The sequence below is a fragment of the Komagataeibacter oboediens genome (assembly GCF_003207815.1).
Lineage (GTDB): Bacteria > Pseudomonadota > Alphaproteobacteria > Acetobacterales > Acetobacteraceae > Komagataeibacter > Komagataeibacter oboediens.
Genome location: NZ_NKTX01000215.1, coordinates 1 through 967, shown reverse-complemented (window position 1 = coordinate 967; position 967 = coordinate 1). Strand labels below are relative to the sequence as shown.

The following is a 967-nucleotide window of genomic DNA, read 5'->3' as shown; positions in this document are numbered from 1 at the left end:
TGGGCGTCAGTAAAGCGATCACTCTTCATCAGAATCTCCTCAATTCTTACGCTGAGAAAATTCTCATTCAAAAGTCACTCTTTTTATGGGGGGATTACCAAGGCTCTCATCGTCTGCAATCACGCTCGCAATGATTTCGTTAGAGGCCGATTCATGATCGAAATGCACGCTAATCTGTGCCTGAGTAGAGATCGCCTCATACACACAGTGACGAGCCGTGATCACTCGGGAAGGTGTGACCAACCATCCGGTCCCAGTGTTGCCGTCACAATTAACCTCACAAGTTGCAAGCTTAATCTGCACGTCAATCATCTGTTTGTCCTTTAATCTCAATCCAATCCGTAGCATTGTCATCCACGGTAAATGGTACCCCGCTCTTAGAAACGTGATCGCGAAGGAGGGCTGAAGCTGGCGTTGGGTAGTTGAAATAAATTGCGCGGGGAAACGATGCCGGCCGGTCTACAATGGCCGTAAGCACTTCGATGTCAGGATGGCCATGCGCATTGCCGTTCGACGAAACGATGTACCTAGGAGCATCGACAATTCGGAGCAAGTCAGGACTTGTGTTGCGCAGACTTCCGTGATGGGAAATCTTAATCACGTCGAAGAGCATTGAGGCACCGTTTGACTGGAGCGTCTGGAGCGCTGGAACAACATCCTCTGCCCACGCATCTGCGAGCATCAAGACACGAGCACCGCCAAGTTGAATGATCGTCGCGATTGAGCTGCCAGAAGTGGTCCCCATTTTTCGGACAGGGCGATAAGCTATCATCTGGCCTGAACGAGGACGTGTTTTATGGGCAAGGTTACGCGGAAACGGTATGCGGCGGAGTTCAAATCACGGGTTGCCCTGGAGGCGATCCGTGGGGAACTGACGCTGGCGGAGTTGGCGTCGAAACATGGCGTGCATCAGACGATGATCGCCCAATGGAAGCGCCAGGCGATCGAAGGCATGGCAAGCCTTTTT

Annotated in this window: 2 protein-coding genes; one reads left to right on the top strand and one right to left on the bottom strand. The window is 51.9% G+C overall.

Features of this window, described 5'->3' with window-relative positions:
* Nucleotides 1–304 precede the first annotated feature (304 nt).
* Nucleotides 305–772, bottom strand: coding sequence for a ComEC/Rec2 family competence protein (locus tag CFR80_RS18415; RefSeq protein WP_181418284.1), 468 nt, complete (start codon nucleotides 770–772; stop codon nucleotides 305–307).
* Nucleotides 773–796: 24 nt separating this feature from the next.
* Between CFR80_RS18415 and CFR80_RS18410 the strand changes: the two genes are divergently transcribed.
* A partial coding sequence (locus tag CFR80_RS18410; RefSeq protein ID WP_146221661.1) for a transposase occupies nucleotides 797–967 on the top strand: 171 nt, incomplete at its 3' end.

What these genes read in the sequence shown, in the direction of transcription:
- CFR80_RS18415 (WP_181418284.1), bottom strand. Translation starts at nt 772, where the DNA reads ATGATAGCTTATCGCCCTGTCCGAAAAATGGGGACCACTTCTGGCAGC.